The organism is Tetragenococcus halophilus (genome assembly GCF_001712815.1).
GTDB lineage: Bacteria > Bacillota > Bacilli > Lactobacillales > Enterococcaceae > Tetragenococcus > Tetragenococcus halophilus.
On sequence record NZ_CP012047.1, the window covers coordinates 2273670 to 2300499 of the forward strand.

The 26830-nt window shown below is 36.7% G+C and carries 22 protein-coding genes; 4 read left to right on the plus strand and 18 right to left on the minus strand.

Going from position 1 to position 26830, the window contains the following annotated elements:
* Positions 1-178 precede the first annotated feature (178 nt).
* The 11 genes from lysS to pth form a co-directional block, all read right to left on the minus strand.
* Positions 179-1672: a lysine--tRNA ligase gene (gene lysS, locus AC806_RS11015; RefSeq protein ID WP_094244113.1), complete on the minus strand. Its 1494-nt coding sequence runs from the start codon at positions 1670-1672 to the stop codon at positions 179-181.
* A gap of 146 nt (positions 1673-1818) precedes the next feature.
* The gene (gene hslO, locus AC806_RS11020; RefSeq protein ID WP_014125790.1) at positions 1819-2706 is read right to left on the minus strand and encodes an Hsp33 family molecular chaperone HslO; all 888 of its coding nucleotides are present in this window, start codon (positions 2704-2706) and stop codon (positions 1819-1821) included.
* 145 nt (positions 2707-2851) lie between these two features.
* On the minus strand, positions 2852-4954 hold the full coding sequence (gene ftsH, locus AC806_RS11025) for an ATP-dependent zinc metalloprotease FtsH (RefSeq protein WP_069029318.1): 2103 nt from the start codon (positions 4952-4954) through the stop codon (positions 2852-2854).
* Between the two features lie 68 nt (positions 4955-5022).
* Positions 5023-5571 carry a hypoxanthine phosphoribosyltransferase gene (gene hpt / locus AC806_RS11030; protein WP_061841004.1) on the minus strand — a complete coding sequence of 183 codons (549 nt, stop codon included), beginning with the start codon at positions 5569-5571 and terminating at the stop codon, positions 5023-5025.
* On the minus strand, positions 5552-6976 hold the full coding sequence (gene tilS / locus AC806_RS11035) for a tRNA lysidine(34) synthetase TilS (RefSeq protein ID WP_061841005.1): 1425 nt from the start codon (positions 6974-6976) through the stop codon (positions 5552-5554). The genes hpt and tilS overlap by 20 nt, the downstream gene beginning before the upstream one ends.
* 97 nt (positions 6977-7073) lie before the next feature.
* Positions 7074-7517 carry a S1 domain-containing RNA-binding protein gene (locus AC806_RS11040; protein WP_014125794.1) on the minus strand — a complete coding sequence of 148 codons (444 nt, stop codon included), beginning with the start codon at positions 7515-7517 and terminating at the stop codon, positions 7074-7076.
* A gap of 207 nt (positions 7518-7724) precedes the next feature.
* Positions 7725-8144, minus strand: a complete 420-nt coding sequence (locus AC806_RS11045) for an FtsB family cell division protein (protein WP_069029319.1) — start codon at positions 8142-8144, stop codon at positions 7725-7727.
* A gap of 75 nt (positions 8145-8219) precedes the next feature.
* Positions 8220-8477, minus strand: coding sequence for an RNA-binding S4 domain-containing protein (locus AC806_RS11050; protein WP_014125796.1), 258 nt, complete (start codon positions 8475-8477; stop codon positions 8220-8222).
* Positions 8474-10039 (minus strand): putative polysaccharide biosynthesis protein, encoded by a 1566-nt coding sequence (locus tag AC806_RS11055; RefSeq protein WP_069029410.1) that lies wholly within the window; start codon positions 10037-10039, stop codon positions 8474-8476. Before AC806_RS11055 ends, AC806_RS11050 begins: the two co-directional genes overlap by 4 nt.
* 47 nt (positions 10040-10086) lie before the next feature.
* Complete coding sequence (mfd, locus tag AC806_RS11060) at positions 10087-13620, minus strand: transcription-repair coupling factor (RefSeq protein WP_069029320.1); 3534 nt, start codon at positions 13618-13620, stop codon at positions 10087-10089.
* A gap of 35 nt (positions 13621-13655) precedes the next feature.
* A complete protein-coding gene (gene pth / locus AC806_RS11065; protein WP_014125799.1) occupies positions 13656-14216 on the minus strand; it encodes an aminoacyl-tRNA hydrolase in 561 nt (186 codons plus the stop codon).
* Between the two features lie 326 nt (positions 14217-14542).
* On the opposite strand from pth, the gene AC806_RS11070 reads away from it, so the two are divergent.
* Positions 14543-15517: an L-lactate dehydrogenase gene (locus tag AC806_RS11070; RefSeq protein WP_069029321.1), complete on the plus strand. Its 975-nt coding sequence runs from the start codon at positions 14543-14545 to the stop codon at positions 15515-15517.
* 269 nt (positions 15518-15786) lie between these two features.
* The gene (locus AC806_RS11075; protein WP_014125801.1) at positions 15787-17190 is read left to right on the plus strand and encodes a L,D-transpeptidase family protein; all 1404 of its coding nucleotides are present in this window, start codon (positions 15787-15789) and stop codon (positions 17188-17190) included.
* Positions 17191-17232: 42 nt separating this feature from the next.
* Here AC806_RS11075 and AC806_RS11080 read toward each other — a convergent pair whose 3' ends face one another.
* The 5 genes from AC806_RS11080 to AC806_RS11100 all read right to left on the minus strand — a co-directional run bounded on the left by AC806_RS11080 (position 17233) and on the right by AC806_RS11100 (position 22751).
* Positions 17233-17955, minus strand: a complete 723-nt coding sequence (locus AC806_RS11080; RefSeq protein WP_069029322.1) for a YebC/PmpR family DNA-binding transcriptional regulator — start codon at positions 17953-17955, stop codon at positions 17233-17235.
* Positions 17956-18042: 87 nt separating this feature from the next.
* A complete protein-coding gene (locus tag AC806_RS11085; RefSeq protein WP_014125803.1) occupies positions 18043-18549 on the minus strand; it encodes a VanZ family protein in 507 nt (168 codons plus the stop codon).
* A gap of 322 nt (positions 18550-18871) precedes the next feature.
* Positions 18872-20296: an NAD-dependent succinate-semialdehyde dehydrogenase gene (locus AC806_RS11090; RefSeq protein WP_014125804.1), complete on the minus strand. Its 1425-nt coding sequence runs from the start codon at positions 20294-20296 to the stop codon at positions 18872-18874.
* A gap of 494 nt (positions 20297-20790) precedes the next feature.
* A complete protein-coding gene (locus tag AC806_RS11095) occupies positions 20791-21291 on the minus strand; it encodes a DUF4811 domain-containing protein (RefSeq protein WP_014125805.1) in 501 nt (166 codons plus the stop codon).
* Positions 21288-22751, minus strand: coding sequence for an MDR family MFS transporter (locus AC806_RS11100; RefSeq protein WP_014125806.1), 1464 nt, complete (start codon positions 22749-22751; stop codon positions 21288-21290). The genes AC806_RS11095 and AC806_RS11100 overlap by 4 nt, the downstream gene beginning before the upstream one ends.
* Positions 22752-22879: 128 nt before the next feature.
* On the opposite strand from AC806_RS11100, the gene AC806_RS11105 reads away from it, so the two are divergent.
* Positions 22880-23344 (plus strand): MerR family transcriptional regulator, encoded by a 465-nt coding sequence (locus AC806_RS11105; protein WP_014125807.1) that lies wholly within the window; start codon positions 22880-22882, stop codon positions 23342-23344.
* 86 nt (positions 23345-23430) lie between these two features.
* On the opposite strand, the gene AC806_RS11110 is transcribed toward AC806_RS11105, so the two are convergent.
* Both AC806_RS11110 and AC806_RS11115 read right to left on the minus strand, forming a co-directional pair.
* Positions 23431-24627, minus strand: a complete 1197-nt coding sequence (locus tag AC806_RS11110) for an NAD(P)/FAD-dependent oxidoreductase (RefSeq protein ID WP_069029323.1) — start codon at positions 24625-24627, stop codon at positions 23431-23433.
* Between the two features lie 25 nt (positions 24628-24652).
* Complete coding sequence (locus AC806_RS11115; RefSeq protein WP_069029324.1) at positions 24653-25558, minus strand: prenyltransferase; 906 nt, start codon at positions 25556-25558, stop codon at positions 24653-24655.
* Between the two features lie 102 nt (positions 25559-25660).
* Here AC806_RS11115 and AC806_RS11120 point away from each other — a divergent pair, with 102 nt between their 5' ends.
* Entirely contained in the window at positions 25661-26641 is a 981-nt protein-coding gene (locus tag AC806_RS11120; RefSeq protein ID WP_014125810.1) for a polyprenyl synthetase family protein, read from the plus strand.
* The last annotated feature ends 189 nt before the right edge of the window (positions 26642-26830 follow it).

Sequence of the window (26830 nt, forward strand, 5' to 3'; positions counted from 1 at the left end):
AAAATGAAAAAGTTTTTCACTATCACAGCCAACTAATAATATATCAATAACTACCCTTTAGGTCAATCATTATAGCCTATAATTTTCTTTATAATCAAGATAAATCCCGTGCAAAGCTTTTTTGTTTCTCACATGTTTCCATCATAAAAAAATACGGCTATAAAAGCCGCATTTTTTATTATCGCATGGTTGGGAAAAGCAAAACATCCCGAATCGACTGCGCGTCTGTTAACAACATAATTAAACGATCAATTCCAATGCCCAAACCTCCAGTAGGCGGCATACCATATTCCAATGATTCTAAGAAATCTTCGTCCACGCCATGAGCTTCTTCATTACCAGCAATACGTTCTTTCTCTTGTTCTTCAAAACGTTTACGTTGATCGATTGGATCGTTTAATTCAGTAAAGGCATTAGCAAATTCATGATTTACTATAAACAGTTCAAAACGATCAGTAAAGCGAGGATCATCTTGGCTCTTCTTAGCTAGCGGGGAAACCTCTACCGGATGGCCATAAACAAAGGTCGGTTGTTGCAAGTTATCTTCTACAAATGTTTCAAAAAATTCGTTGATAATATGACCCACGCCCATTGCGTCTGTGATCGCCACTTTATGTTTTTCGGCAAGTTCTCTTGCTTGGTCCAATGACATATCTTGCCAGAAGTCAACTCCTGTATATTCCTTAATCGCATCAACTATATGAAGTCGAGCAAAATCTGTCCCTAAGTCCACAGTTTGCCCATCGTAAGAAAGTTGCGTTGTTCCTAGTACGTTTTTAGTAACATTTCGGATAATACCTTCTGTTAGGTCCATAACATCACCAAAATTTGCATAAGCTGTATAGCACTCCAACATAGTAAATTCCGGATTATGGGTTGTATCGATCCCTTCATTACGGAAGACACGTCCGATTTCATAAACTTTTTCCATTCCGCCTACAATCAAGCGTTTCAAATGCAACTCTAAAGCAATACGAAGATATAAGTCTATATCTAAAGCATTATGGTGTGTCACAAATGGACGTGCTGCAGCGCCTCCTGCCTGATTGTGTAATACAGGTGTTTCAACTTCTAAATATCCACGATGATCTAAATAGCGTCGAATCTCACTAATAATTTGACTACGTTTTTTAAACCGCTCGAAACTATCGCGATTACTGATTAAATCTAAATATCTTTGGCGATAACGTTGTTCAACATTTGTCAATCCATGGTATTTTTCTGGTAAAGGACGTAAAGCTTTCGTTAAAAGTGTAACTTTTTCAGCCTTAACTGAAACCTCACCCGTGTTTGTTTTCATTATTTCACCAGTAACACCTAAAAAGTCGCCCAAATCGGCTTTTTTAAAGATATCATAGTTATCTTCGCCGACTTCATCTTTGCGGACATAAATCTGGATCTGACCTTCTCGGTCTTGCAAATGGGCGAAGCCAACCTTACCCTTGCCTCTTTTTGAAACCATCCGTCCTGCAACGCTAGCTGCAAGTCCTATCTCATTCAGTTCTTCTTTCGTTTTATCATCAAATTCTTCATGAATTTCATTTGAACTGTGGGTGCGGTCGAAACGATGGCCAAATGGGTCTATCCCTTTTTCTTGTAGTTCTTCCATTTTTTGCCGGCGAACCAGCATTTGATCATTTAATTCATCTTGGTTTTCATGTTCTCCTGCCAAAAGTCTTCCTCCATTCTCTGATAGCTTTCCTTTTTATAATGCCAATGATAAGAAAAAAAAGCAAGCCGAAAAAGAAACATGGCTTGATTTTTTCACAAATTAGCTATTTTTCATTAATTTCTAACGTTGATTCGAACAATAATTCTTTAGGATTCTTCTGCTGCTTCTTTTTTAAGTTCTACCAAATCTTGTTCGCTAAAGTAATACTTATTACCACAAAACGAACAAACAGCTTCTGCCCCATGGTCTTCTTCAATCATTTCTTGAATTTCTTGTGCACCTAATGAAATCAATCCTGCTGCAAAACGTTCTTTAGAACAATCACATTGAAATTGAACTGGCATTTCATCAAGAATAGCTACCGTTTCGTCTGCAAAAATAAAATCTAAAATTTCTTCTGGCGCTTTTCCTTCGTCCAACATAGCAGAAATATTGGGCAGATGTTGTAAACGTTCTTCTAAAGCATTCACTACTTCCTCGGATGCACCGGGCATCATTTGTATCATAAAGCCTCCCGCTGTTTTAATAGAGTCATCAGTATCAACCAATACACTCAATCCCACAGAAGAAGGAATTTGTTCTGATACAGCAAGATAATAAGTGAAATCCGCCCCAATTTCTCCTGATACGATCGGCGTTTGCCCAGAAAACGGTTCTTTTAAGCCAAGGTCTTTAGTTACTGAAAACATCCCCCGCGTGCCTACCGCACCACTAACGTCTAGTTTACCTTGTTCATTTAAAGGCAAACTAACATGAGGATTTTGGATATAGCCTTTGACGCTTCCGCTACCATCACTTGTTACAATGATCGCGCCTGCTGGTCCATCTCCCTCAACACGAACAGTTATGGTGTCCTCACCTTTAACTGTACTACCTAATAATAGGGCACCAACTAAAGTACGTCCTAACGCAGCTGAGGATGTATTCCAAGTATCATGATTCCTTTGCGCCTGATCCACAGTTTGAGTAGCATTCATCGCATAAGCCCGGACAAAACCATCGTAAGCCATTGCTTTTACTAAATAATCTTCCATTGTTCCTTTCTCCTTTTGGTTCAATTGCACACAATCATTCCTTATGTTTATTTAAGTATCTTACTAATAAATATTACAAGACGCAATTTTTATGTTTGCACAAGGGAAAAGCTGTGATGCTAACACCACAGCTTTTATTGTACAATTATTCATCTGTCTTATCTGTTTGATCATCTTGTTCTTTTGATGAAGATTCATTTGATCCTTGGCTATTGTCTTCATTAGCCGCTGTAGAATCTTCCTCTTTATCATTCACCCGACCTTGTTCTTCTTTCTTTTCCAAAGTACGTTTTGCTTCTTCATAAGATCGGCCGTTTTCACTTGGAAATTTGCTTTCTTCCTCATAAGATTTTGGCATTTCGCCTGATTCAAATAATGATTTGATAGCTTTAGCATCAAGTGTTTCATATTCTAACAGTTTTTCTGCTATCAACTTATGCTTATTGCGATGAGATTCGATAATTTCACGTGCTTTATCATGACCATCATTTACGATTTTACGCACTTCATCATCGATTTCATAAGCAAATTGTTCAGAGTAAGACTTCGTTTGCCCATAGTCACGACCAACAAATACTTGATTGCCTCCTTCATATTGAATCGGACCAAGTTTGTCACTCATACCGTATTGGGTAACCATACTACGAGCGATATTTGTCGCCTGCTCAAAGTCATTAGAAGCCCCCGTTGATTGAGAGTCAAAAACAATTTCTTCAGCAGCACGACCACCTAATAGGCCTGCAATTTGTTCAGTCAAATCGTCTTTTGTCATTAAGTTCTGATCTTCTTTGGGCAAGGCAATCATATAACCACCCGCACGACCACGTGGAATAATCGTTACTTTGTGAACGACCCGTGCTCGACTCAATACTAGACCAACGATGGTGTGTCCTGCTTCGTGGAAGGCCACCATTTCGCGTTCTTTTTTATTAACGACATGATCTTCTTTAGCGGGTCCTGCAATAACACGGTCTTCAGCTTCATCAATATCCGAAGCATCGATTTTCTTCTTACCGCGCCTTGCTGCAACAAGCGCTGCTTCATTCAATACATTTTCTAAATCTGCACCTGAAAAACCAGGCGTTTGTTGTGCTACAACTTTCAAATCAACATCGTCAGTTATCGGTTTATTGCGGGCGTGAACACGTAAAATAGCTTCACGGCCTTTAACATCTGGACGTCCAACTAAAATTTGACGGTCGAAACGACCTGGACGTAATAGCGCTGGATCCAATACATCAGAACGGTTGGTGGCAGAAATGACAATAACTCCTTCATTTCCTTCAAAACCATCCATTTCAACTAACAATTGGTTCAACGTTTGTTCTCGTTCATCATGGCCACCGCCCATGCCAGCACCACGTTGACGAGCGACCGCATCGATTTCATCGATAAAGATAATAGCTGGCGCATTTTTCTTCGCTGTTTCAAATAAGTCCCGAACACGGCTTGCCCCGACACCTACAAACATTTCAACAAAGTCTGAACCAGAAATAGAATAAAATGGTACGCCTGCTTCACCAGCTACTGCTTTAGCTAGAAGTGTTTTCCCAGTTCCTGGAGGGCCTTCTAAAAGAACCCCTGCAGGGATACGTGCGCCTAAATTAGAAAAACGTCTTGGATCTTTTAGAAATTCAACAACTTCAACTAATTCTTGTTTTTCTTCTTCAGCACCAGCCACATCAGAAAAACGAATCTTATTCGCTGATTTGTCAGCTTCTTTGGCTTTGGATTTGCCGAAGTTCATCATTCGGCCACCTCCGCCGCCTCCGCCACCTTGTTGGCCCATCATCAAATAGAATAAACCAAAAATGGCTATTATCGGCAGGAAACTAAAGAGAAGCGACATCCAAATGCCACTGCTTGATTCTTCTTCAATAGAAGTTTGTACATCATTTTCATCTGCTAAATTGGTGATTTCACTCAATGTGGAATCATTCGGTAAAACAACTGTGGAAAACTGTGTGGTCGTTGACTCTGTTGAGCCTAATACAGCTAAACCATCATTATTATTAACCGTTTTTTCTTCTTCATATTCTCCTGTAATTTGGTAAACACCATTTGTTGGCTGAACATTAAAAGATTTAACATCGCCAGCTTCTAGTTGTTCAGAAAAAGTAGAATATTGTATTTCCGGCGTTTCATCATTACCATCGCCTAGGAAGAAGTAAACAACCATCACCATGGCCAAAATAATCAGCACATAGTATAAGGTGTTTCTTGCTGTCCCTTTATTATTCTTGTTCATGCGGCCCCTCCTTGCCAGTTTGTCTTATTTTGACCTTTTATATTGTAGCATATCTTTCTTGGTTTTGGTCAAACTTTTGTTTCATATATATTTGGTTTTAACACACCCACGTAAGGTAGATTGCGGTACTGCTCCGCAAAATCCAAACCATAGCCTACCACAAATTCATCGGGAACATCAAATCCGATATAATCCGCTTCAATATCCACGACACGACCTTTAGGTTTATCCAAAAGCGTAACAATTGCAACAGAATTCGCTTGACGATATTTAAATAAATCCACCAAGTAACGAAGCGTACGACCGCTGTCAATAATATCTTCTACAATCAACATATCGCGTCCCTTTACGTTTGTGTCTAGGTCTTTTACGATTTTTACCTCTCCAGATGAAACTGTCGCATCACCGTAACTTGACACATCCATAAAATCAAGTTCTATATATGTATCCATTTGACGTACAATATCAGCCATAAAAGGGATAGCACCCTTTAATACACCCACCACAAGCGGTTGTGTATTTTTATACGCTGCTGTAAGCTCCTTGCCTAGTTTTTCACAACGATTATGGATCTCTTCTTGTGTAATCAAGATTGTTTCAATATCTTTTTCCAGCATTTGCTTCTCCTTCCAGCTTTGGCTTTTGGTACCTATAAAGAAGTACGTAGTGTATTTTAGCAGTTTCTTTTGTAATACACAAATAAGAAAATACATGAGGTAATACACCTAAAACTTTTCCTTCAAAGTCGGTTATAACCCATGCTTTTTCACGTGAAACTGGCGAAACTTTTTTATCAATAAAAAAGCGAGAAAGCTTTTTATTCAACTGTTCGTTCAACTGAATACGATCGCCTGCTTGTCTTCTACGCAACTGCACTCTAGTAGGAAATTCTAACGTTAAATTTTGGCGATATTCTAACCAAAATTTAACTTTTTCGGGAATTTTTACTTCATCTTTAGGAAAAAAACCCAGCCATTCGTTTTCTGATAAAAATAGGGACTCACCAACAGACAACATATAAGACGCATCTTTATCAAAAACAGTTTGGCTTTTACGCAAAAATAATTGACCATAACTTTTCTGAAATTGCCAAGTCTGATCAATATCAATTTCCCAGTTTGCTTTTTCTCTTGCTAAAAGTTTCATCAGTTGTTCTATTTGTTTAGCGCTAATAGTTAAATTATAATATTGTCGTGCTTTTTTTGCTAATTCTTGCCAGAAAAAAACTTGCTGAGCTGGCGAAAACTTCAAGTAAGCATGCAAATTGATTTCAAATTCATTATGCTTTTCTGTAGTAATCATTTGATACCATTGTTTTTGCTGATCAGTAATCAATTCTTCTGCAGCCTCGATCTGTTGAGAGAGTCGCTGAAAATGTTGTAAAGTTTGCTTATTCTCTTTTTTTAACAGCGGTATGACTTGGTGTCTGATCCGATTTCTTTGCATGTCAAAAGAAGCATTTGTTTGATCTTCAAAATAGTCAATTCCTTCTTGTTGGCTATAATTTAAGATTTCCTCTTTTGAAATGTGTAATAGAGGTCTGATCAATGCTTGATTTTTACCAAAGGACTGATTTGCCAATATACCTTTAGCTGAAAATAAATTCCCGTCTCTTACCATTTTCATAATCATAGTTTCCATCTGATCGTCGCTATGATGTGCTGTAACAAGCACTTGGTAATGGCAATTATTCATAATTTCTCTAAAAAAATTATAACGAAAAGCTCGAGCTTTTTCCTCCATACCACTCGTTGGTGAATGTTTCCAAGAAGTAGTATGAAACACAAGCTGATGTTTTTGACAGTAAGCCCTTAAAAAACTTTCTTCTTCATCAGAATCCTTACGTAATTTATGATTCACGTGAGCTACCCCGATAGTGAAGTCGCTTTTTTTCTGCAATCTTTCTAAGATATGTAGCAGCACCATAGAATCAACGCCTGTAGATACTGCAACCAAGATCCGTTCGTTAGCTTTTAAAAGTTGATTTTCTTCAATAAAGGACTCAACTTGTGATAAAAGCATTTAAACCACCTCACTTCAACTCAAAAATCTCCTGAAAAAAGAAAACAGACATAAAATCCACTACTTTTAAGCAGTGAATTTTAGTCTGCTATACTATTTAGTTTCTGCGGCCGCCACGACCACCGCGTTTTCCTTCTGTGTTTCTTCTTAAAGAAGACAGACGATCGTCACTTTCTTTTAGGAACGAATTCATTAATGCATCGAAGTCTTCTTTTTCATTTCCAGTATCTTGTTTACGTGTTTGTGTTTTTTTCTGAGCAGGACGGTTTGAAGAATGCCCCCGTTCGCCTTTGTCTTCTTTTGGCTTATCTTCTGCTTTACGAATAGATAAACCAATTTTCCCATCATCTCCAATGGAAGTCACAAGCACAGTAACTTCATCACCTACTGATAACACGTCATGAATATCTTTAACAAATCCATTTGAGATCTCACTGATATGAACAAGGCCTGTTTTTTTATCCCCTAAATCAATAAATGCACCAAAATTTGTAATCCCCGACACTTTTCCCTTTACTTTTTCTCCAACTTCGATTGACATAAAAAAATTGTTCCTCCTAAAATTTACCATTTCTAAAATAATTATCACTTATCTCATACTTAAAAAGCACTAAGGCTTCGCTATTTGTAGCCTATATCTTATTTAAGGATATGCAAACCTAAGTTCCCTCTACTTACATTTTAGCATATACTCCTTGCCGTTGGCACGTTTTTTGTCTTTTATGTAGATATGTCTATGCTTTAAAAGCTAATTGGATTCATCCGTTTCCTCATCACTTTCATTGGCTACACCAGACTCATTTCCTGGAAGCGGAAAAACGATTTCATCATCGTCTGAGTATAAAAAGCGACTTCTGGCGATTTTTGCAACATAATCTTCATCTTTTAGCAAAGAGACATCACTTTTTAAATCCTCTTTTTGTTTAGCCACTTTTTTTTGCTTAACTACTGTTTCTTCTTTATAATCTTCTAGTTTTTGCAAACGAAGGTAGTCATTAAACAAAGATATGCCCACACTTAAGAAAATAATAGCAGCGACAACAAAAATCGCCATTAAACGACGTCGTCTAAAGATAATTTGGCGTTGTTCTTTTGCATATTTTGTATATTGTTTTTTGGCATATTCATTGTCTAAGACTTTTACTTTTGATTTTTCTTGCTTGTCCACTCAAACCGCTCCAGTCTTCTCCTTAGTTGACCTTTATTATACCAACATCCTCTATGCTTGTCTAACGCAAATTAGTTAAATTTTTCTTTCGTCAGAAACGATCTCATACATTTCTTGTGCATCTTCTTTTTTCGTTGATTCATGCAAAGCATTGACCTTCAATTCAATCGTTCGATTACCAAATTGAATTTTTACTATATCACCGATTTGAACATTGCTACTTGACTTTGCTAAATTTCCATTGACCTGAACGCGACCTTTATCGGCCACCTCTTTGGCAACCGAACGTCGTTTGATCAATCTGGAAATCTTTAAAAATTTATCTATTCTCATTTATTTTTTCCTCCGATACGTAAAATCTTTTTCCCAAAAGGTAACAACAACCACTCCCGTACAGTAAACAAATCAAGCATAACAGCAGCTTTTATAAATACACCCGCTCCTAATAAAACAGCCAACAAGCTTAAAATAAAAGCAAATAAGCGAGTGTCCAATGCCCCAAAAGTTAAACGAATGACACTAAAAAATAACAGTAAAGTAATGAGCATTAAAAAAAGACAACTGATTAATTTCCAAGCAAAATGCCGTTCTTTTTTAAAACGATTGATACTCTTTTTTTCCGCTTTTGTTAAAGACCACAAAACCGTAAATAATCCTAAAAGTGTTGCTAAACTGGCGCCCAACGTCCCTAAATAAAACACCAGTATGCCAGTAGCTAAAAGTTTTACTACAAAACCCTTAGCGGCTGCTTTTAGTGCTTGAAAATATACACCTTGGCTTTGTGCAATGCTTTGATAAGCCTGAACTTCTGCCATCAATCCTACAGCCAAAACAAATGCCATTAATGTCGTATTTCCCAAAGAATCTTTAAATAAAGCAAAGTTTAAATACGGAACTAATACCGCTAGCCCACAGGAAGCTGCGCCAGCTATCGCCGAGGTAAAACGTAGATATATTTTAGCAGACATGACAAACTTCTTTTGGTTATTTTGTATGATCAATTTTGTTAATGCCGGTAAAAAAGTAGCACTTAAAGCTGTTGCAACAACTAAACCTAGTTGAACAAGCGGTTGCCCGCGATCATAGATTCCTTTTGCCACTTTAGCGCTTTGTTCAGCTAAACCACTGCTAGTTAATGAATTAACGATTAAAAATGAGTCCACTAACTGAAACAAAATTAACATACCGCTGTAAACAGACACCAAACCGCCTTCAACAAAAAAGCGTCTAACCAACCGACTCTTTTTAGGAATACGTGGTAGAAATAATTGCGGGCGTAAATGGATACCATAAATTTTTCGATCGTAGTAAATCAAGATAAGCCACGCCATCAAACCACCTACAAAAGCACCTGACATTGCAAAAGCGCCTGTTTGATAAACGGACAAAGAAAAATGTGTAAAAGCAACCGCCGACAATAGGATGACCCCTACTCGTAGCAGTTGTTCGATCACTTGCGAAACTGCTGTAGGTACCATTAACAACTCTCCTTGAAATAGTCCACGATATAAAGATAAAGCTGGCATCAATAAAAAGGTAAAAGAAGCGACCCGAATGACTATTGCCAGCTCTGGATCTCCCATTGAACTGGCAAGACCGCGACTAAATAAAAAAGTTATTGCCCATAAAATAAAAGCGCTCCACCACAGCAAAGAATAGCTTTCATCCAAAATACGTCGTTTTTCTTGTGGACCTGTTTGTTCAGCTACTAATTTCGATAAAAATTGTGGGAAACCTGTCAACGCAAAAGTCATGGCGATACCATAAATAGGATACACTTGCTGATAAACATAAAATCCTTCATCACCAACGATATTCTGAAAGGGGATGCGGTAAATCGCACTGAGTACTTTTGCGATAAAAGAAGCAATGGTTAAAATAAACGCGCCTTCCATCATCGTTTTCATCTGATTGCGAATCGCTAATCCCCCTTTCTACTAACTTATTGGTTTTGGCTTTGTAATTGCGTCTGGTATCTTTCTTCACGTAAAGCTTTAATAAATGACTGTAATTCTTGTATCCAAACCATTTCTTGTGTTTGTGCAGGTATAGTCAGTTTAATTTGCATTTGTTCTTTTTCAACGCCCATTGTAGCTTTCAGCTTAGTCGAAGAAAGTGCAGAAAATAATTGTTCTACAGAAAACTTATTCGTACCAATTTTACTTAAACTAACTACCAAAGTTTGATCGACTTTAGTTATTTTCTCAACTAAAGCACGATCAGCGTTCATCTTCATTTCGCCTATTGATAATAAATGAGCGACTTCATCAGGAAATTCTCCAAAACGGTCCAGCAGATCATCTTGTAATTCATCAAGACTATCTGTACTGTCCAATTCACGTACACGTTTATAAATTTCGATTTTTTGTCTTTCATCAGCAATATAATCAGCAGGAATATATGCGTCAATTGCAAGATCGATTTCAGCTGCTGTTTTTTGCATTTGAGTATTTTTCCCTTGTTTTCTTGTCACAGCTTCTTCTAACATCTGCGTATACATATCAAAACCAACAGAGTTGATGAAGCCATGTTGCTGAGCCCCTAAAAGATTTCCAGCCCCGCGAATAGATAAATCACGCATAGCAATTTTAAAACCTGAACCTAATTCAGTAAAATCTTTGATCGCCTGTAGCCGTTTTTCACTTACTTCATTTAGTATCTTTTGTGGTTCATACATGAAATAAGCATAAGCCACTCGGTTCGTTCGTCCCACGCGTCCTCTTAATTGATAAAGCGTGGAAAGCCCCATATAATCCGCGTTTTCAACAAATAACGTATTGGCATTAGGAATATCTACCCCTGTTTCGATAATCGTAGTCGTGATTAACACATCATATTGTCCATTGATAAAATCAAACAGCGTATTTTCCAATTGAATTTCTGTCATTTGACCATGAGCATACCCAATTCTAGCGTCAGGGACTAACTGATGTATTTCATCAACTTTTCTTTCAATACTTTCCACCCGATTATACAAATAAAAGACCTGGCCACCCCGAGCGATTTCTCTTTGGATAGCTTCTCTGATAGCTCCTGGATTGGCTTCCATAACATAAGTTTGGATAGGATAACGGTTTTCCGGAGGTGTTTCAATGACCGATAAATCTCGTACGCCTAACATTGACATATGGAGTGTCCTTGGGATAGGAGTTGCTGTCAAAGTTAGCACATCAACTTGTGCTCTTAGTTGTTTCAACCGTTCTTTATGCTTCACGCCAAAGCGCTGTTCTTCATCAATCACTAATAAACCTAGATCACTAAACTGAACATCCTTAGATAAAAGACGGTGTGTCCCTACAACAATATCAACTTGTCCCGTATTTAATTGTCTAATCGTTTCGTCTTGCTGTTTTTTAGTACGGAAGCGACTTAATAATCCTACATTTACTGGAAAACCTGCAAAACGATCGATCATAGTCTCATAGTGCTGTTGAGCCAATATAGTCGTTGGAACTAAAATAGCAACTTGCTTACTTTCCTTAATGGCTTTAAATGCCGCCCGCAATGCAACCTCTGTCTTACCAAAACCAACATCACCCACTAATAGACGATCCATTGATTTTTCTTTTTCCATATCACGTTTAATTTCTTCGGCACTACGCAATTGGTCATCAGTCTCTGTATAAGCAAAAGCGTCTTCAAACTCTTTCTGGTAGGCATCATCGGGGGCAAAAGCGTAGCCTTTTTCAGCTTCTCTTTGTGCATATAATTGAATCAAATCGTCAGCAATATCTTCAATTTGGTTCGAAACTTTTTGCTTCGTTTTTTCCCAAGAGCTTCCACCTAATTTATTAATTTTAGGCGACGCATTTTCTGAAGCAACATATTTTTGTATTAAGTTTAACTGTGACACAGGAATAAACAGTTTGTCATCATTTTGGTATAAAATCGTCATGTAGTCTTGATGTATGCCATCGACTTCTAAGGTTTCAATACCCAAATATTTACCAATCCCGTGATTTGCGTGAACAACATAATCACCAGGATTTAACTCATTGTAACTTTTCAAGCGTTCAGCATTGGACAAGGTTTGCTTTTTCGCTCGTTTTTTCTTTACTTTTTGGAAGATCTCTTTTTCCGTTACTACTACAAGCTGGTCTTGCGGCAATTCAAAACCGCTCTGCAAACTCCCTTGTATGATTTGCGTACCTTGTAAAAGCAACTCATCTGGCTGTGTTTCCACTGCGTAAATTTCGTAGTCGCGAAAATCTTGCGCTAATTTTTGCGCACGTTGTTCATCGCTAACCAAAAACACAACCGTTTGATTTTGTTTCTCCCAACGATCCATTTCTGCTTTAAGAAGACCCATTTGACCAAAAAATTGTTGCATTGGTCGATATTGAAAGTTATGAATTGCTTCAAACCGGATATTTCCCATCCCTTTTTGAAATAAAGAGAAAAATGTCGCAGCAAACTTCGTTTGTTGAAAAATAGGCTGCAGCTTTTGTCCAAAAGTCTGTTCAGGAAATACACGTAACTCCTCTATCTTTTGCGTCTGCCATTCTGCTTCTTCTTGTTCAATCTGACGATTCGTTTCTAAAATACGAGCGTAATCATCAACAAAAAGAAGCGCATCATTTTGGAAATAGGATAGTATATTTGTTTGTTCTGGATACAAAATATCCGCATACATCCCAGGGGCTTCTCCAGGAACACCTTGTTTCCAAGAAGCAATCAATTGTCCAAAGTAATCATTTAAAAAGTCTATATTGGTTTGTTCTGTAGTCACAGACAAACGCTTATCCAATAATTCCTGTAATTGTATACTCCCATTTTCCAAATCTTTTTTTGAAAAAATAAGTTCAGTCGTCGGTAAAATCGTAACTTCTTCTAGATTTTCTAAGGAACGTTGCGTTGCCACGTCAAAATAACGAATTGAATCAATTTCCACATCAAACAGTTCAATTCTTACCGGATGAGGTGTAGTCAGAGGATAAATATCTAAAATACTACCACGAATACTAAATTCACCTGGTTTTGCGATCATCGATTCTCGTTGATAGCCCATCAAAACAAGTTGTTGCGCTAGTTGTTGCCAATTAATTTCTGAGCCAATTTGCCAATGAAAACGATAGCTTTCCCATAACTCGGGTGTAGGCAGATATTTACGCAAGGCAGCTGCAGGTAATATGTAAATACCTGTTTTATTCGCCGCAAGTGCATTTAGTGTCGTCACTCGCTGTGCCCTTGTCTCTGGTGATGAAAATGCCATTTCAGCTGAAAGAACTTCATCTACCGGAAATATATATACGTCTTCTGTTACTTGCATCAAATCTTCTGCTAGTTGGTTAGCATAGTAAAGGTTAGGTGAAGCGACGATGATTTGTTGCTTAAATTTACGATAAGCACTAGCAATAGCTAATGTTTTCGCCGAATTTGCTAGTCCGGTGAGCAATTGTCGCTGACGATGTTCTTTGATTGCTTGATGCCAATCTTTGATCAACGGCATTTGAGTGACTAATTCAATTAAATCCATAAGTTCCCTTTACTCCTTTTATATCTAATTCTCATTTAATTAAAGCGATTCATCACCTGAGTAAAATTATTCGTTTCGATAAAATAATCTATTGCTTCTTTCGCTTTATCAATACTTTCAGTCATGACCGCTTGTTGTTGTTTATTAAACGGCTGTAAGACATGGTTAACAACTGTGGTGTGTTCTTGTGGATGTCCTATTCCTATTTTCAAACGGCCAAATTCATTAGAGCCTAAATGTGAAATAATGCTTTTTATACCATTATGACCACCAGCGCTTCCTTTTTGTCGTAAGCGAATTTTTCCTACCGTCAAATCCAAATCATCATGAACTACTATAAGTTCTTCTTTATATATACCAAAATAGGTCATCAAAGGTCCTACAGCCCTTCCTGAATCATTCATATAAGTCTGCGGTTTAACGAGCAATATCTTTTCACCGTTCACAAAAAAATCAGCTACTTCTGCCTCAAAAGGATTTTTCTTAAAAGTAACCTCATGTGTTTTTGCTAAGCGCTCTACTGTCATAAAACCGACATTATGTTTTGTGTTTTCGTATTTTTTCCCTGGGTTCCCCAGTCCTACAATCATTTTCATTGATGAGACTCCATTACTAAAAGATTTTTAAGACAACAAAATGCTGGACAAATATTTCATTGTCCAGTTTCAGAATTATTGTATAAATTATAACATAAACAAAGCTTTTTCGCTTAGAATCAAATTTCTTTGACATTTTTTTAAATATTTAACGTAACCGCTTGAAACACTTATCACACAGCAATCACAAGTCTCTCAAAAACTAGTACAGATAAACAAACTTGTTATAATGTTTTATAAATTGAATGACAAAAATGTCATAAAATGTTAGTATAAATACATAGTTAAGTTTTTTACAACAAAAATTTGGAAGGAATGATACACCTATGGTTGCACAAACAAATAAAAAAGGACACCAAAAAGTTATTCTCGTTGGAGATGGTGCTGTAGGTTCAAGTTATGCCTTTGCTCTAGTTACGCAAGACATTGCCCAAGAAGTTGGAATTGTCGATATTGATAGCAATAGAACAGAAGGAGATGCCATAGATCTATCAGATGCGCTTGCTTTTAACGCACCTAAAAAAATCTATTCAGCTTCTTATGAAGACGCTCATGACGCTGACCTAGTAGTTATTACAGCAGGTGCACCACAAAAATCTGGCGAAACACGTTTAGATCTAGTAAATAAAAATTTAAAAATCAATCATGACGTTGTGACTCAGATTGTTGATTCTGGCTTTAATGGTATCTTTTTAGTCGCTGCAAATCCTGTTGATATTTTAACTTATGCCACCTGGAAATTTTCTGGTTTTCCAAAAGAAAAAGTTTTGGGTACCGGTACTTCCTTAGATTCGGCACGTTTCCGTCAAGCATTGGCAGGCTTAATGGATGTTGATGCTAGAAACGTACACGCATATATCTTAGGCGAACATGGTGATTCAGAATTTCCTGTTTGGTCTCACGCTAATGTAGCTGGACTACAAATTTATGAGTGGGTAAAAAACAATCCTGAGATTGATGAAGAAGCAATGGTTAACTTGTTCTTTAGTGTACGCGATGCCGCTTATACGATCATAGAGAAAAAAGGCGCTACTTTCTACGGCGTTGCTGCTGCATTAGCACGAATTACAAGAGCAATTTTAAATGATGAAAATGCTGTACTACCACTTTCTGTTCATATGGATGGTGAATACGGTCTAAACAACCTATATATTGGTTCTCCTGCCGTTGTTAATAAAGCAGGTGTTAAACAAATTATCGAAATCCCTTTAACAGACGGTGAAAAAGATCGTATGGCAGCCTCTGCTGAACAGTTAAGCAATATTTTAAGCAAAGCATTTGAACAATTCGAAGAAAATTAATTTTCATTCTTTTAACAAACAATCCATCTCATCGGGAACGGCTCTATTTCGAGCCGTTCCCTTTTTTGCTGTGAATCACTACGATTTAGCGACTAAGAGGAGCGAAGAGTAGTTGATGAACAGTACTAGGGCGAGCAAAAGCGAGGCGTAGTATCCTTACTTTAAGTATTAAATTATTATTAGTTTTAATAAGAATTGGTTCGATTTTTCTTACAAATATGCTATGGTATGAAAAAGAATTTATTTAGTTTAAGGAGCTGACAAACTGCATGTCACGTTTAGATAAACGTTCGAAGATGAAAAAGTCGACCCGTACGATTCTCATTGGTTTACTTGTAGTACTCATTGTGGCAATTGGGGGGTATGCTTATCGTAGTATGCATTATTCCGACCACTTTTTACCTGATACCTTCATTAATGGCACAAAAGTAAGTAATTTAACGGCCCAACAGGCCAATGATGTATTACATGAACGCTATGATGCCCAAGAATTTACAATAGAACAAGATGGCAAAGAATGGAAAACACTGAAAAAAGTCGATTTAGGACTAGAAACGGATTTTTCTGATGAGCTAGAATCCATGATCAATAAGCAAAACAACTGGCAGTGGGGCCTTTCTTCTTTATCAACTAACAAACAAAAATTATCTCTTAATACAGCCGCCTTTGATAAACAAACACTTAACCAGCAAACAAAATCAATTGAACAAGAATTGGCTGCGGTCAATGAGAACCGAACACAAACTGAAAATGCTAAAATTGATAAAGACGACGACGGTTTTGTCATCGAGCCGGAAAAACAAGGAGATGAGATCGATAGCAAACAAGCTAGCGAAAATCTTCAAAAAGATGTTTTAGAAGGTAAAAACGAGCTAGAATTGAACAGCTATCAAAAAGAACCTGAGGTCACTTCAAATGACGAAGATTTAAACAAAAAACTCGATCAGTTAAATAGTGTAGCTCAAATAAAGGGTACCTATAAAATTAACGGGGAAGACGTTGAAATTCCGCAAGAAAAAATTATGGATTGGGTTGAATACAACGACGAAGACGGAAAAGTTGATGTAAACCAAGAAAAAGTTCAAGCATATGTGGAAGAACTAGGCGATAATTACAATACAAGCGAAAATGACACAGAATTTGATAGTACGAAACAAGATGAAGTAACAGTCGAACCGGGAACTTTAAGTTGGACGATTGCTACAGATCAAGAAACAGAAGCATTAAGTGAAAATGTCTTAGCAGGCGAAGATTTTGAACGCTCCCCTATTGTTGAAGGTAGTGCTGATCCAAGTGAACCCTTAGTTGATGATACTTATGTAGAGGTCGACTTAAAAAATCAACATATGTGGTATTATAAAGACGGGGAAACTGTTTTAGATACAGATATCGTTTCTGGGAAACCAAAAACTAAAACACCGTCTGGCGTGTTTTATGTTTGGAATAAAGAAGAAGATGCTACTTTAACAGGGGAAGATTATGAATCTCCAGTTGATTTTTGGTTACCTATCGATTGGACAGGCGTTGGTATTCATGATGCAGACTGGCAGCCAACTTTTGGCGGTGACCGCTGGAAAGAAGGCGGCTCTCATGGTTGCATCAATACGCCACCTGATGTAATGGAAAAATTATTTAATGACATCGATGTAGGTACACCTGTAGTAGTTATTTAAAAAAAAGCATAAAAAAAAGAGAGGCAAAAAACCTCTCTTTTTTTATACTTCAATAGAAGTGTATACTTCTGAAACATCATCATCTTCATCTAATTTGTCCAGTAAATGCTCAAATTGCTCTTTTTTCTTACCTTCTAATAAAACCGTTGTTTGTGGTACCATTGTTAACTCTGCTTGTGCCAAGTTAAATTCTTTTTCCAAAAAGTCCCGTACTTCAGTAAAATCTTCCGGAGCCGTATAAATCTCAAACACTTCAGGAGAAGTGAGTAGATCCTCACCACCTGCTTCTAAAACTTTTTCTAGCATGTCGTCTTCACTTACATCCAAGTTTTCTCTTTCGATGGCAATATAGCCTTTACGATCAAACATATAACTCACTGAGCCTGTTTCACCTAAACTACCGCCATTACGATCAAAAGCAACTCTTACATCCGTTGCCGTGCGATTACGATTATCTGTTAGAGTTTCAACTAAAACCGCAACACCGCCTGGTCCATAACCTTCATAAGTTACTTCCTCGTAATTAGCTCCATCTGTACTGCTAGTTGCCTTTTTGATCGCACGCTCCACATTATCATTGGGCATGTTCGCAGACTTGGCCTTATCCATTACCATTCGTAAGGATGAATTTGTATCTGGATCAGGCCCACCATTTCTAGCAGCCATATATATTTCACGAGATATTTTTTGAAAGATTTTTCCTTTTTTAGCATCTTGTGCATTTTTTCTGCCTTGAATATTATTCCATTTACTATGTCCTGACAAAAAGATCTCCTCCTTGTAAAAAATTGGTTAGACATGTACAAGCCAACTTTTGTATCCTTATATATTATAACTGTTTTACCCCTGTTTTTACAAGACACGCCTCTTTTTTAGCTTCAGCACTAACCAGCATAATAAAACAGCAGTTAAAGCGCCAAAAGAATCCAGCATTACATCTTGAAATAGCGGGGTCCGATCTTGCGTTAACATCTGATGAAACTCATCCATTCCCGCGTAACCTGTAGCCGATAGCCAACTAAAAAAAACAGCAAATCCGACAACTTTTAATTTGGGTAATAGACTTAAGAAAAAACTACCAGCTAAAAGAAAGTAAGTTACAAAATGAGCTAATTTACGTATAAAAAATTCCACAAAAGAAAAATAACCCTTTTCTTCGATGCTTACTACATCATCTGCATATTTAAATGAAATATTATTCAATTGATCTTTAAAGGGCTGGTTTTTTAAAACATTTTCTAATAAAGAAATTTGTGATTGTGTTTCATAAGTTTGTGACGAGCTATAAAATAAAACAGCCATGATCAATAGCGCAAGTATAAAATACAAATTCCCATTTTTCCTAGATTTTTTTAACATCTGCTTTCCCCCAATGTCTTATCATAGCACCTTATGGGTAATTAAAAAACTTTTTTTGTAAATTTTTTTAATCTAGGAAAATTCGCAAAAAATATTTAGCTGTTGCTTTCAATAAGATAAAAAACCAGTACAACTTCTCTTAAGCGTTAAAAGTTCTAAAGCTAAAAGAAATTACACTAGTTTTTATACTTAGATCATATTCACGTTAAATACTATGGCTTTTTCAAAACTTTCATTGCTTAGCTGTTTAGATGCTTTCATACTAGGCAAACAGTTAAAAAAGGCGCTGCTATTGAAAAAATAACAGCGCATATTAATTATTCTATTCAGGATTGCTGCTTGCAACTAGCCCACCAGCAAGGTTGTTCATATCTGGTTTATCCGCTTTTACGATTAATTTTTCGTTAACAAAAGCCATTTGTCCAAGACGACTCATCTCTCTGCCGTAACCAGAACGTTTCACACCACCAAATGGTAACTCAGGTAAAGAATATCTGAAATTGTTAACAAAAACCATGCCTGTTTCAATTTGTGAGGCAACTTCGGCACCATGCTCACTATCGCCAGCAAACACAACGCCTCCCAAACCATAGGAGGAATCATTTGCCAATTCAATAGCTTCTTGTTCAGTGGAGACTTTATAAACAACCCCAATTGGACCAAACATCTCCGTTGTATAAGCAGGGTTGTCTCGATCAACATTGGTTAAAATCGTTGGCATAAAGAATTGTCCAGGCAAATCGATCGGTTCATTACCATAAACAACCTCAGCACCTGCTTTTACAGCTTCATCGACTTGTTTTTGTAGGTCTTCTTTTGCTTTTTTTGTATTCATTGGTGCAAGTGTAGTATTTGGATCTAATGGATCTCCTGCTTTTACTTTACTAAAGTTTTCTTTTAAGCGTTCAACAAATTCATCGTACACATTTTCCATTACAATAAAACGTTTTGAGGATGTACATTCTTGTCCAGTATTGTATAAACGTGAACGCCAAGCAATATCTGCAACATCATCCATATCAGCGTCATCTAACACAACAAATGGATCCATACCTCCAAGTTCCATCGTCGTTTTTTTCAAGTTTTTACCTGCTGCACTAGCTACAGCTTCGCCACCACGTTCTGAACCTGTCAAAGCAGCACCTTGTACGCGTGGATCTTCAATAGCTGCAGTTACTTGATCATAAGTCAAAAACATGTTAGTAAGAGAACCCTTAGGAGCGCCTGCTTCAAGAATAATATCTGCCATCATTTGGGCAGAAGTCGGTGTATTAGAAGCATGTTTTAAAATCATAGGATTTCCTACCATAAAATTAGGCGCAAATACCCGCATAATTTGATAATAAGGGAAGTTCCATGGTTCCACCATCATCAAAACACCTGTAGCATGGTGCTGGATTTCAGCTGTTCCTGTGGCAGTGGTTTCGATTTCTTCAGGTTTTAACATTTCTTCTCCGTGGTCTGCAAACCAGTCGGCAATAACTGCGCACAACTCTACTTCACCTTGTGATTCAGTCAGTAATTTTCCCATATCGATGGTACAAGCTCGCGCTAATTCATCTGCTTTTTCTCTTATCTTAGATGCAATATTGTGTAAAATTTCTCCACGTTCTTTTACCGGTTGTTTTTTAAATTCTTCATATAAATTTTGTCCTGTTTTTAAAGCTTCTTCTAACTGTTGATCTGTAGCATTAGGGTATTCTTTTACTAATTCATTTGTATATGGATTTACTGTTTGGTATGCCAATCCAATACCTCCTTGATATTTTTACAAACCGTTTCTACAACAAACTCATTTCCTTGCGACAACTAAAACAACTTACCGAATACTCCCAGCAAGAACAAACGCTTACAATTTTACTGGCTGTTAAGAGCCTACATTTACCAAGTCCAATCAAAAAAACATAATCGCTATCATAATTAGACCTATTTTTCAAATTTTACCAATTTGAATAAAGGGCTATTATTACATAGCTTATAACAAGCAAAATACGAAAAGAATCTTAACTAGACCTTTCCGTCATTTCCACTAATACAAAGATAACATAAAATACATCCATTTTGAAAAAAATAGCTTCATTAATTTCCGTTAAATAACACATTACCTTTTAAATAATATATATTTCTTATCTATACTTTTAATAAATCGGGGCTCAACTCTTGAAAGTTAAGCCCCGATTAAAAAACAAATATTAAAATCAATATCTTTTCTTTTTCGTTTTATTTTTTAAGATACATAGATCATTCTGCGCTTATCACTTGCCAATCAGAAGGTAAATCAAACTGGTTATCTTGTCGAATAAACTCATGATTATTTCCGGCCATAGCAAACAAGGTTTGATAAAAGTCATTCTTATAAACCCATTCTGTTGTTTTTATGGTAAGTTGCGCTTGGTCCGCATCTTGATTGATATGATTTTTTACATCTTGACTAGCTGTGGACTTTGGTTCATCCATCTCTTCCGTTTGATATAAATAAACTTTTTCTGTTCCATCCCCTAAAGGCTTATATAATAAAGCATCTGTATCTTGTCCTTTGACAGAAGATACTAAATTAAGCGTTTGGGTGCTAGTTTCTTGGGCCATACCAAAATGTTGATTGAAATTAGCTACGATCAAACCAATACTTAGAATAAAAAGAAAAGCAAATACAAAAGAAAGGCTCTGTTGCCACTTTTTTTGCGCTAAAATAAAGAAAAAGGCTGTTGCTGCTGCACTTAAGATAAGAATGATAAAAATCATAGGTGGGCCTCCTTACTTTTTGGCGTTTTCTTAATAAAGAAAGTTAATCCAAAACCAACAACGCAAAACAAAATAGCTACTGCAAAGGCAGCTTGATACCCTGATAAAGTAGCATCCAAAGCTTGCTGTCCGTAAGCTAGTGGTGTTTTTTCTGCCACACTTTCTTTAGGCAAATTGTTATTTGTTACATTGGTTAATACACTAATTAAAATAGCTGTTCCGATAGAACTAGCTACTTGACGAAAGGTATTATTGACGGCAGTTCCATGACTAATTAATTTGGCTGGTAAGGAGTTCATCCCAGAAGTTGTTACAGGCATCATTACCATGGAAATACCAAACATCCGTACGATATATAAAACAATAATGTAAGCAGCAGGCGTCGTCTGGGTTAAAAACGCAAATGGTGCAGTTGCACAAGTTAAAAGAAACATACCGATAGTTGCTAAACGTTTAGAGCCATATTTATCAAAAATTGAACCAGTAATTGGGTTCATCACACCAATAACAAGTGCGCCAGGAAGTAATATTAAACCCGACGTCAGTGCTGATTCTCCGCGAATATTTTGGATATACATGGGCACAACCATTGAAACACCGATCATTGCCATATTGGTTACACCAGCAAGAATAGCAGCTAAGGTAAAAGTTGATGATTTAAACACACGTAATTCCAATAATGGATTTTCAATATGCAATTGACGCCAAGCAAAAAAGATTAAAACAATAGCACCAAGTCCAATAAAACCAATCACTTCAAAACTTCCCCAACCGTTATTTCCAACGCTAGAAAAGCCATAAAGTAATGAGCCAAATCCTATAGTAGATAATACTACTGATAGAAAGTCGATTTTAGGATTGGAAAGCGGGATCACACTGCGCATTAAGAAAAAAGCTAAAATCAATACTAAAATCACAATAGGAATTACAATACCAAATAATTGACGCCAAGAATAATGATCGATGATCCAACCAGAAAGCGTTGGACCTAAAGCTGGTGCCAACGCGATAACAATTCCTACCATCCCCATGGCAGCACCGCGCCGTTCAGGCGGAAAAATAGTATACATAATATTTTGTAATAATGGCATAGAAATACCTACACCGGCAGCTTGTATAAGTCTGCCCATTAATAGTACTGAAAATACAGGTGCTGTAAAGCAAATAATGCTTCCAATCAAAAAGACAAGCATTGCAAATAAATATAAATTTTTCGAATTAAATTTATTGATCATCCAAGCTGTAATAGGGATCATAATCCCATTTACTAATAAAAAACCTGTCGTCAGCCATTGTACATCTGAAGCAGTAATATCAAAGGCACGCATCAAGGTAGGAAAAGCAGTATTTAGTAATGTTTGGTTTAATACTGTACAAAAACTGCCCACCATTAAAATCGCAACAATGATTGAACGATTATAAGGTTTTCCATGGATATCAACTGGTTGTTCATTTCCCATAGTTCTCTTCCTCTCTATTTTTTCAACTTAACTACTTTATTCTTTTTCTCGAACTTTGTCAACTAGTTTGACAATTATGTAATCTAAGTTACAATACAGATAATCATACGAAAAAAAGAAGGTATCTTATGGCAAATTCCTTGAAAGACCTATTAATCAGCGACGATTTATTAATCGGCATTAGTGAATTAAGCAAAATGAGTGGCACTTCTCCTAGACAATTACGTTATTGGGAAGAAAAGGGCTTGATCACCTCCATTGTAAAAGAGGATCAATCTTCTCCTCGCAATTATCGTTTACTAACAGTGATCAAAGTTGAATTAATACAAGATTTTTTAAACGAAGGTTTCACCTTGAAAACAGCAAACGAAAAAGCAACAACCTATCTTAAAAAAGTATCCCACATTCGTAAAGTTTTTTCTCAAACGATTCGAGATGTAGAAGTAATCAAAGATCGTTACACTATTTTTACTATTGGTGATTTTGAACCAAATAATGAATGCATGGTTATTATCTACGATGACATTGAAGAAAAGCTTACTTACCATCTTTTTGATAGTCAATCTTCGGTTGATTACCAACAATTGGTTTAAATAAAAACAACCATAAAAAAATAAGCAAATCTGTCTATTTCTAGACAAGTTTGCTTATTTTTAATATTTTTAAGTTAAGCATCATTTTAATGATATAAATCAAAACGCCCTTTTGCCATAACTTCTTTCAAACCGCCTGTTTTCAACAGAGAACGATTCATAATCATTTTCTTCATAAATGAAGCTGGGTAACCTTTAACATCTGTGCTTCCAACGTAACCAAAGGCATGTGTATTGCCGATAGAAGCGACGGATCCAAGATTTTTGTAAGTAAAGTTTTTAGTCGCTTCTCCTTTAGCTTGTTGCATAATATTTTTAGCGGCCTGTTCACCCATTTGTAAAGAAATTTGTCCTGTTGTAGGGTAAGGACGTTCACTTTCTTTATCCATAACAGCTGCAACATCACCTATAATATAAATATTATTGTGATCAGGATCTGTCAAATCATCATTTACCATCACGCGACCCCGTTTTTCGCTAAAACCAGACTCGCCCATCACATGGCTGCCGCTTACGCCGGTCGTCCAGATGATTGTTCCAGCTTCTAACTCTTTATTTGTATCATTATTACTATAAACAACTCGTTCTGGTTTTATCGCCTTAATCGGACTAGAAGTTAATAGGTGAACATCCCATTTATCTAAATAATCTAAGCAATATTGCGTCAGTTGATCGTCAAACTGCGGAAGGATGTTGGCCACGGCTTCAATACAGTAAATTTCGATTTCTGAAGGATCAACATCAGCTATTTGAGCATAACGTTTTTTACCATCATGCAAAGCACCTACCAATTCAATTCCAGTAAAACCAGCACCACAAACGACAAGGCGCAGATATTTTTTATCTTTTGTTTCTTTATATTTTTTCATCATCGCTTGAATGTGATCATAAACTTTTTCCGCAGTTTCCACATCGACCATTTCTAAAGCATTTTCTTTCGCACCAGAAATACCAAATGTTTCTGATTCAAAGCCTAATGCAACGACTAGATAATCATAATGTAGTGGCTGATTGTTCTTTAACTCAATCACTTGTTGGTCTGGATCCACTTTTTCAACCTCATCTTGAATAAATGTCGTAACTTTTGGATCCACAACATCCTTGATAGGATAGATAATTTTTTCTTTAGGTTGATTCCCTGAGGCAACCTCGTGTAAATCTGTTGCCTCGTAATGGTAATCATTATGATCAACTAAAGTAACGTGCAGTTCACTTTGTTTTTGCAATTCACGTAGAGCTCTTAGGCCTGCATAACCTGCTCCTAAAATCGCAACTTCCTTCATGGTATCTCCTCTTCTTTCTCTTTTTTTATGCTATAATTATCCCTAATAAATAGGTGATTACTTGTACAATTGATCCTACAGCAAGAATCTTGACCGCGCAAGGAAATGTTTGGCTTTTAACTTGCTTTTGCAAAAAAAGTTTGACCTGGTCGTAAACAAAGGGCACCGCTAGAAATGATAGCAGCACAGTCCAAGGAGCCAAGCCCAAAAGAAATGAAATTAAAATTGCCACAAAAGCAACGACATTCATTCCAGCAAATAAGCGTAATGCATTGATTTTTCCTATGTAATGAACTAATGTATAGCGCTCATTTTTTTCATCTTCTTCTTTATCACAAGTATTATTCGCTAACATTAAATTGGCGATCCACATTGTATTGGGCAATGCAATAACTACGATACCTAAAACTTCCGAAAAATTCCACTGAAATGCTTCAAACGTATTGATATACACGCAAATTAATGAAATCATAAAGCCCATAGTAACGCCGGAGAAAATTTCGCCTAGCGGTAAACTTGATATCGGTCGAGGTCCAGATGAATAGAAAATCCCGACTAAATAACAAAATAAGCCCATCCACAAAAGTGGCCATCCAACAATATAAGCTAAGGCAATGCCGATAAGTGCAGATATAACAATCATCGTAACCATCAAACAAAAGACAAATCGTAAAGACAGATTTTCCCGGCCGATAATGTTGGTTTTTTCTCTGTAATCATGACCTTCTTTGGCATGACGGTAATCATTATAGTTATCTAAGATATCCACAGCCATATTAAAAATAAACATGGCCACAAAATAAATAACCACATACCCTAGATGGATTATGCCGTAATGATAATAACTATAACAAAGCCCGATCAAAAAAGGAAGCACACTTGCTGTTTTAGCCTTCATTTCCACCAGCTCTAAAAATATAGGAATTGACATTTTTTATCCTTTCTTATTTTTTTCAGCATAAAAGTAGCCTTTTTGTTCAATAATAAGTTAAAATAGTTCTGTTATTATCAAACGTTGAAAGGAAACGTACAAATGCTATCTTACTGGAACGATTATCCCACGATTCAAAATAAACTCCAAATCGTTTGCTCACTAATTGAAGAACAACTGCAAGTACGAAATAAGGAGATGCAAGAAACACTAACCGACTTTGCAAAATCAGGAGGTAAATACTTACGTCCAGCCTATTTTCTTTTATTTGCAGATTTAGGTGATACATCTAAACAAGATCAAGAGCAATTGCTACAGATCGCTGCCTCAATTGAAATTTTGCATATGGCAACATTGATCCATGATGATATTATCGATGATTCTCCTTTGCGGCGAGGAAACATTACGGTTCAATCAAGATATGGCAAAGATATTGCCGTTTACGCTGGCGATTTGTTATTTACACAATTTTTTGACCTGCTCACAAAAACGATGAATGGCTCGCAGTATTTAGCTATTAATGCAGCTTCTATGAAACGTTTATTACTCGGTGAATTAGATCAAATGCATGCGCGCTTTAATAAGCAAGAAACCGTTGATGATTATTTACGTAGTATCAATGGAAAAACAGCAGAATTATTTTGGCTGGCTTGTGTGCAAGGCGCTCATTTTGGAAAGGCCGACGAAAAAACCGAAGCTTTAGCGGGACAAATCGGTCGCAACATCGGCATTGCTTTTCAAGTCTATGATGATATTTTAGATTATACCGCTGACCAATATGAGTTACAAAAGCCCATTTTAGAAGACCTGGCCCAAGGAGTCTATACCTTACCACTGATATTTGCTAAAAAAGAACATCCAGAAGCATTCATGAAATACTTAAGCAAAGAAAACGAACTTTCTTTAGAAGAAGCACAGAAAGTAGCAGAGCTAGTCGTTACTTATGGTGGCGTACAAAAAGCTAAAGAGTTTGCGCAAGATTATACCAAAAAAGCACTAGAAGACATTGAAAAATTAGCAGCAGGCCCAGCTAAAAAGCAAATTACTCAGCTAACAAAACAATTATTACAACGTACATTCTAAGGAAAAACTCTGACAAATTTCTACCACATTTTTGTCAGAGTTTTTCTATAACTTCTTTTTCTCTAAACAAGAATAACTTACCAAATTTTAATTTATTATCATTATACCTTAAAAAAACCTCAAAATACTATTTTTCATCCCAGCAAAATACTCTATTAAGGAACTTTTTAAAGTACTTATTCTAAACAA

Coding starts and splice junctions, on each gene's coding strand:
- AC806_RS11040 (WP_014125794.1), bottom strand. CDS start 7,517: ATGTCAATCGAAGTTGGAGAAAAAGTAAAGGGAAAAGTGTCGGGGATT.
- hslO (WP_014125790.1), bottom strand. CDS start 2,706: ATGGAAGATTATTTAGTAAAAGCAATGGCTTACGATGGTTTTGTCCGG.
- AC806_RS11055 (WP_069029410.1), bottom strand. CDS start 10,039: ATGGAAGGCGCGTTTATTTTAACCATTGCTTCTTTTATCGCAAAAGTA.
- mfd (WP_069029320.1), bottom strand. CDS start 13,620: ATGGATTTAATTGAATTAGTCACTCAAATGCCGTTGATCAAAGATTGG.
- AC806_RS11095 (WP_014125805.1), bottom strand. CDS start 21,291: ATGATTTTTATCATTCTTATCTTAAGTGCAGCAGCAACAGCCTTTTTC.
- pth (WP_014125799.1), bottom strand. CDS start 14,216: ATGAAAATGATTGTAGGACTGGGGAACCCAGGGAAAAAATACGAAAAC.
- AC806_RS11115 (WP_069029324.1), bottom strand. CDS start 25,558: ATGTCAATTCCTATATTTTTAGAGCTGGTGGAAATGAAGGCTAAAACA.
- AC806_RS11070 (WP_069029321.1), top strand. CDS start 14,543: ATGGTTGCACAAACAAATAAAAAAGGACACCAAAAAGTTATTCTCGTT.
- AC806_RS11105 (WP_014125807.1), top strand. CDS start 22,880: ATGGCAAATTCCTTGAAAGACCTATTAATCAGCGACGATTTATTAATC.
- AC806_RS11050 (WP_014125796.1), bottom strand. CDS start 8,477: ATGAGAATAGATAAATTTTTAAAGATTTCCAGATTGATCAAACGACGT.
- AC806_RS11075 (WP_014125801.1), top strand. CDS start 15,787: ATGTCACGTTTAGATAAACGTTCGAAGATGAAAAAGTCGACCCGTACG.
- AC806_RS11120 (WP_014125810.1), top strand. CDS start 25,661: ATGCTATCTTACTGGAACGATTATCCCACGATTCAAAATAAACTCCAA.
- AC806_RS11085 (WP_014125803.1), bottom strand. CDS start 18,549: ATGTTAAAAAAATCTAGGAAAAATGGGAATTTGTATTTTATACTTGCG.
- tilS (WP_061841005.1), bottom strand. CDS start 6,976: ATGCTTTTATCACAAGTTGAGTCCTTTATTGAAGAAAATCAACTTTTA.
- AC806_RS11100 (WP_014125806.1), bottom strand. CDS start 22,751: ATGGGAAATGAACAACCAGTTGATATCCATGGAAAACCTTATAATCGT.
- AC806_RS11110 (WP_069029323.1), bottom strand. CDS start 24,627: ATGAAGGAAGTTGCGATTTTAGGAGCAGGTTATGCAGGCCTAAGAGCT.
- ftsH (WP_069029318.1), bottom strand. CDS start 4,954: ATGAACAAGAATAATAAAGGGACAGCAAGAAACACCTTATACTATGTG.
- hpt (WP_061841004.1), bottom strand. CDS start 5,571: ATGCTGGAAAAAGATATTGAAACAATCTTGATTACACAAGAAGAGATC.